The sequence below is a fragment of the Kitasatospora aureofaciens genome, from assembly GCF_019192735.1.
Lineage (GTDB): Bacteria > Actinomycetota > Actinomycetes > Streptomycetales > Streptomycetaceae > Kitasatospora > Kitasatospora aureofaciens_A.
The window spans coordinates 104,155-110,154 of record NZ_JAHTKP010000025.1; the positions used below are offsets into that span (position 1 = coordinate 104,155).

At 71.5% G+C, this 6,000-nt stretch carries 3 protein-coding genes; all 3 read right to left on the reverse strand.

Annotated features, from left to right (window positions below):
• Positions 1-93: 93 nt before the first annotated feature.
• Positions 94-273 (reverse strand): DUF6104 family protein, encoded by a 180-nt coding sequence (locus KV557_RS23755; RefSeq protein WP_030057990.1) that lies wholly within the window; start codon positions 271-273, stop codon positions 94-96.
• 32 nt (positions 274-305) lie between these two features.
• Complete coding sequence (locus KV557_RS23760) at positions 306-2,303, reverse strand: serine/threonine-protein kinase (protein ID WP_218203476.1); 1,998 nt, start codon at positions 2,301-2,303, stop codon at positions 306-308.
• A 253-nt stretch (positions 2,304-2,556) separates the two neighbouring features.
• Positions 2,557-6,000 (reverse strand): multifunctional oxoglutarate decarboxylase/oxoglutarate dehydrogenase thiamine pyrophosphate-binding subunit/dihydrolipoyllysine-residue succinyltransferase subunit (locus tag KV557_RS23765; protein ID WP_218203477.1); only part of this gene is annotated, 3,444 nt, incomplete at its 5' end.

Here is a 6,000-nt window from a genome sequence, read left to right on the forward strand (position 1 = left end):
GCCCCGACCCGACCCCGGCGGCGGACCCCTACGGGGGCATGCGAAAGGCCCGGGGGCTTTCGCCTCCGGGCCTCTCAGCTGCGGTTCACCGCGTCACTCGTCGTCCTCGTCGTCGAGCCGGGCCAGCCAGGTGGCCAGCCGCTCGACCGGGATCTCGAAGTCGGGGTTGAGGTCGACGAACTCGCGCAGGCGCTCGGCCAGCCACTCGAAGGTGACCTCCTCGTCGCCGCGTCGGTTCTCCAGCTCCTCGATGCCTCGGTCGGTGAAGTACACGGTTCGCTCCGGTCGGATGGGGATTGACCTGGTCAGGATAGACCCGCCTGGCCGTTGGCCCGCCAGGTGCTCACGGTCACCTTGGCGGCCCCGGTACTGGCGTCCGCGACCTCCACGGCCACGACGGCGATGTTCTGCGTCACCCGGTCGCGGATGCAGAGCAGCCGGCCCGGGGTGACGCGGTTGAAGCTCAGGTCGGTGTCCGGACGGGAGTCGATCGCGCTCGCGCACTGCTCCGGGGTGACGCTGGCCTCGCTGATCACCGCGAAGTCGGAGGCGTTGTCGCCGTAGGGATCGAAGGAGTCCGCCCGGCCGCCGCAGCACCCGGCCTTGCCGACACCGAAGCCCCACTTCAGGCCGTTGCCCCCGGGCACCACCTTGCCGGCGGTCAGATCGATCTTGTAGGCGTCGCTGGAGTACTGGGCGGCGGGGATGGCGAGCGAGACCTTGTCGAGCGCCGGCGTGTAGCCGGTGGGCCGGGCGGGTGCCGAGACGGTGCCGCCGGGCGTCGACGGCTTCGCGGTCGGGGCCGACACCGGGGAGTTGGTGGCGGTCGGGGCGGGCGTGGAGCTCTGTGCGGGCGGCAGCGGCCCGGCCGACTGGGTCACCGTCTGGCCGGCGACCGGGGTGTTGTTGCTCGTCTTGCCGTCGTTCAGCTTCTTCATCAGGAAGACGCCGCCCGCGGTGCCGCCGATCGCCATCACCAGGGCGACGACGAGCAGCACCTTCCAGGACACCCCGCCCTTCTTCTTCTCCTTGGGCTCCGGCTCAGGGGTGCTGGTGACCACCGGGCCGGGCGGCGGGGTGTCGTAGGACGGCGGCTCCTGGCGGAGCTGCATGGTCGGCGGGGCGGACAGCACCGGCGCGGTCGGCGTCTCGGTGGGCGGCTGAGGGGCGCCGTACGCGCCGAGCGGCGGCGGGACGAAGCCGGGCGGGGGCCCTGCGGGCGACTGCGGGACGGGCGGCTGCGGGGGCTGGCTCACCGCGGTGGCCGGGTGGGTCGGTGCGGCGGCCGACGGCGGGGGAGTGGCCGGCACGGCCGGCATCGGGGTCGGCGGGGTGGCCGGGACGGCCGGCATCGGGGTGGGCGGCGTCTTGGGCAGGTCGGAGCGGCGGGTGATCTCGGTGTTGACCTGGCGCGGCAGCCAGTCGTCACCGAACCGCAGCTGGCCGCCGACCTCGGGGTGGTTGCGGGCGACCTGGATGATCTCGGCGGGCGTCGGCCGGTCCTCGGGGGACTTCGCCAGGCAGCGCAGGACCAGCTCGCGCAGGTCGGCCGGGACGGTCTCCAGGTCGGGCCCCTCGTGCACCACCCGGTAGAGCACCGCGGTGTCCGGGCCGTCGCCGAACGGCGCCGCGCCGCCGGCCACGTAGGCGGCCAGCGCGCCGAGCGCGAAGACGTCGGTGGCCGGGGTGACCGGGCGGCCCTGGGCCTGCTCGGGGGACATGAAGGCGGGGGAGCCGATCCGGTAGCCGGTGCCGGTCAGCGCGGTGGCGTCGGCGGCCCTGGCGATGCCGAAGTCGATCACCCGCGGGCCGTCGCCGGCGACCAGCACGTTGGCCGGCTTGAGGTCGCGGTGCACGACCTCGACGCTGTGGATCGCCTGCAGCGCCTCGGCGATGCCGCCCATGAGCAGCAGCACGGTGCGCACCGGCAGCGCGCCGTGCTCGCGCACCACCTGCTGGAGGGACGGGCCGGGGACGTACGCGGTGACCAGCCAGGGGGCGTCCGAGTCCAGGCCGCCGGAGTCGATCACCTGCGCGGTGTAGAGCCCGTGGATCCGCTGGGCGTTGCTGACCTCCTGGGCGAAGCGGCGGCGGAACTCGGAGTCCTCGGCGAACTCGGGGCGGACCACCTTGAGGGCGACCGGGCGCCCGCCCGGCGTGTACGACAGGTAGACCCGGCCCATGCCGCCGGCCCCCAGCCGGGCGAAGAGCCGGTAGCCCCCGACCTCCCGGGGGTCGTCCGGGAGCAGCGGCTGGAAGACCGGCGGGAGCTTGCTGGCGTCCCGCGGCGTGTCGGCGGTCATGTGGTGATCCCCCTGGGAGAGCGGTGAGGTCGTCCGGCCGGCCACGGGCGCGGTGACGGGCACCCGGGCAGAAATCCGGCGAGGCATAACCTATCGACCTGTCAGGTGGACGTGCACCGCGGTTCCCCTGTTGGTTGCAGAGCTGCGACCTTGACATGGCGCCACCGTGAAACGGCGGGCCGGAAAACGGCGCGGCCCCCGCCCCCCCGGAGGGGGAGGACGGGGGCCGGATTGCCCTGAGAGCGTCAGAGCGTCAGATCGAGTAGACCTCTTCGATCAGCGCCTGCTGCTCGGCGGCGTGGCGCTTGGCCGAGCCGACCGCGGGGGACGAGGCCGCCGACCGGGCGACGCGGCGCAGCCGCGAGCCGTTGGCGCTGCGGCCGATGACGACCTGCAGGTGGTCGACCAGGTTCATCGCGATGAACGGCCAGGCACCCTGGTTGGCCGGCTCCTCCTGGGCCCAGACGAACTGGACGTTGTCGCCGTAGCGGGCCAGCTCCTCCTGGAGCTCGGCCACCGGCAGCGGGTAGAGCCGCTCGACCCGGACGATCGCCGTGTCGGTGACGCCGCGCTCGGTGCGCGCCGCCTCCAGGTCGTAGTAGAACTTGCCGGCGGTGATGATCACCTTGCGGACCTGCGCCGGGTCGACGGTGCTGTCGCCGATGACCGGGCGGAACGAGCCGGACAGGAACTCCTCGGTCGCACTCGCCGCGGCCTTGAGACGCAGCATCGACTTCGGGGTGAAGACGACCAGCGGCTTGTGGTGCGGGTTGTGCGCCTGCCAGCGCAGCAGGTGGAAGTAGTTCGACGGCAGGGTCGGCATGGCGACCGTCATGTTGTTCTGCGCGCACAGCTGGAGGAAGCGCTCCGGGCGGGAGGACGAGTGGTCCGGGCCCTGGCCCTCGTAGCCGTGCGGCAGCAGCAGGGTGACGCCGGAGTGCTGGCCCCACTTCTGCTCGGCGGAGGCGATGTACTCGTCCACCACGGTCTGCGCGCCGTTGACGAAGTCGCCGAACTGCGCCTCCCACATGACCAGCGAGTTCGGGCGGGTCAGCGAGTAGCCGTACTCGAAGCCCATGGCCGCGTACTCCGACAGCAGGCTGTCGTAGACGGTGTAGCGGGCCTGGTCCTCGGTGAGGTACTGCAGCGGGGTGTAGTCCTCGCCGGTCTTGCGGTCGATCAGGACGGCGTGCCGCTGGCCGAAGGTGCCGCGGCGGCTGTCCTGGCCGGCCAGGCGGACCGGGTGGCCCTCCATGAGCAGCGAGCCGATGGCGAGGGTCTCGCCCATCGCCCAGTCGATGGTGTTGTCCTCGACCGAGGCGGCGCGGCGCTGCAGCTGCGGCAGCAGGCGCGGGTGGACGGTCAGCCAGTCCGGGTGGTTGACCTGGGAGGCGGCGATCCGCTTGACCATCTCCTGGGAGATGCCGGTCTGGATGTTGACCGGGAAGTCGGCCTGCGGCTTGCCACCGGCGGTCGGGGCCGGCGCCTGGGCGGCGTCGCGGACCTCGGCGAAGACCTTCTCCAGCTGGCCCTGGAAGTCCTGGAGCGCCTGCTCCGCCTCTTCCATGGTGATGTCGCCGCGACCGATCAGGCCCTCGGTGTACAGCTTGCGCACCGAGCGCTTCTTGTCGATCAGGTCGTACATCAGCGGCTGGGTGAACGACGGGTTGTCGGCCTCGTTGTGACCGCGGCGGCGGTAGCAGATGAGGTCGATCACGACGTCCTTGTGGAACGTCTGGCGGAACTCGAAGGCGAGCCGCGCGACGCGGACTACGGCCTCCGGGTCGTCGCCGTTCACGTGGAAGATCGGGGCCTCGATCATGCGGGCCACGTCGGTGCAGTACATCGAGGAGCGCGAGGAGGCCGGGGCGGCGGTGAAGCCGACCTGGTTGTTCACCACGACGTGCACGGTGCCGCCGGTGCGGTAGCCGCGCAGCTGCGACATGTTCAGGGTCTCCGCGACGACGCCCTGGCCGGCGAAGGCCGCGTCGCCGTGGATCTGGATCGGCAGCACCGGGAAGGTGGTGCCGCCCTGGTCCAGGATGTCCTGCTTGGCGCGGGCGATGCCCTCGACGACCGGGTCCACGGCCTCCAGGTGGGAGGGGTTCGCGGCGAGCGAGACCTTGATGGTCTCGCCGTCCAGGCCGGTGAAGGTGCCCTCGGCGCCCAGGTGGTACTTGACGTCGCCGGAGCCGTGCATGGACTTCGGGTCGAGGTTGCCCTCGAACTCGCCGAAGATCTTGCCGTACGGCTTGCCGACGATGTTGGCCAGCACGTTCAGGCGGCCGCGGTGGGCCATGCCGATGACGGCCTCGTCGAGGCGGTTCTCGGCGGCGGAGTCGATGGTCGCGTCCAGCAGCGCGATCAGCGACTCACCGCCCTCCAGCGAGAAGCGCTTCTGTCCGACGTACTTGGTCTGCAGGAAGGTCTCGAACGCCTCGGCGGAGTTCAGCCGGCGCAGGATGCGCAGCTGCTCCTCGCGCTCGGGCTTCGCGTACGGCTTCTCCAGGCGCTCCTGCAGCCACTTGCGCTGCTTCGGGTCCTGGATGTGCATGTACTCGATGCCGACGGTGCGGCAGTACGTGTTGCGCAGCAGGCCGAGGATGTCGCGGAGCTTCATCATCTTGTGGCCGCCGAAGCCGCCGACCGCGAACTCGCGCTCCAGGTCCCACAGGGTGAGGCCGTGCGTGGTGACGTCCAGGTCGGGGTGCTTGCGCTGCTTGTACTCCAGCGGGTCGGTGTCGGCCATCAGGTGGCCGCGGACCCGGTAGGAGTGGATCAGCTCCATGACGCGCGCGGTCTTGTTGACCTCGTCGTCGTGGGTGGTGGCGACGTCGGTGGCCCAGCGGACCGGCTCGTACGGGATCCGCAGCGACTCGAAGATCTCGTCGTAGAAGCCGTTCTCGCCGAGCAGCAGGCGGTGGATCTCGCGCAGGAACTCGCCGGACGCCGCGCCCTGGATGACGCGGTGGTCGTAGGTCGAGGTCAGCGTCATGATCTTGGAGACGCCGAGGCGCGACAGGGTCTCCGGGGCGGAGCCCTGGAACTCGGCCGGGTACTCCATGGCGCCGACGCCGACGATGGTGCCCTGGTTCTGCATCAGGCGCGGCACGGAGTGCACGGTGCCGATGCCGCCGGGGTTGGTCAGCGAGACCGTGACGCCGGTGAAGTCGTCCATGGTCAGCTTGTTGGCGCGGGCCCGGCGGACGATGTCCTCGTAGGCCTGCCAGAAGCCGAAGAAGTCGAGGGTCTCGGCCTTCTTGATGGCCGCGACGACGAGCTGGCGGTCGCCGTTGGGCTTGACCAGGTCGATGGCCAGGCCGAGGTTGACGTGCTCCGGCTTGACCAGGAAGGCCTTGCCGTCCTCCACCTTGTAGCTGTAGTTCATGCCCGGGGCGGCCTTGATGGCCTGGACCAGGGCGTAGCCGATCAGGTGGGTGAAGGAGACCTTGCCGCCGCGGGCGCGCTGCAGGTGGTTGTTGATGACGATGCGGTTGTCGATCAACAGCTTCGCGGGGACCGCGCGGACCGAGGTCGCGGTGGGGACCTCCAGCGAGGCGTCCATGTTGGTGGCGACGGCCTTTGCCGGGCCGCGCAGCTGGACGAGCTCGGGGCCGGCGGTGGCGGCGGCGGGCGCTGCCGGCGCGGCGGCCTTGGGGGCCGGGGGCGCGGCGGGCGCTGCGGCGAGCGGCAGATC

Coding starts and splice junctions, on each gene's coding strand:
- KV557_RS23760 (WP_218203476.1), bottom strand. CDS start 2,303: ATGACCGCCGACACGCCGCGGGACGCCAGCAAGCTCCCGCCGGTCTTC.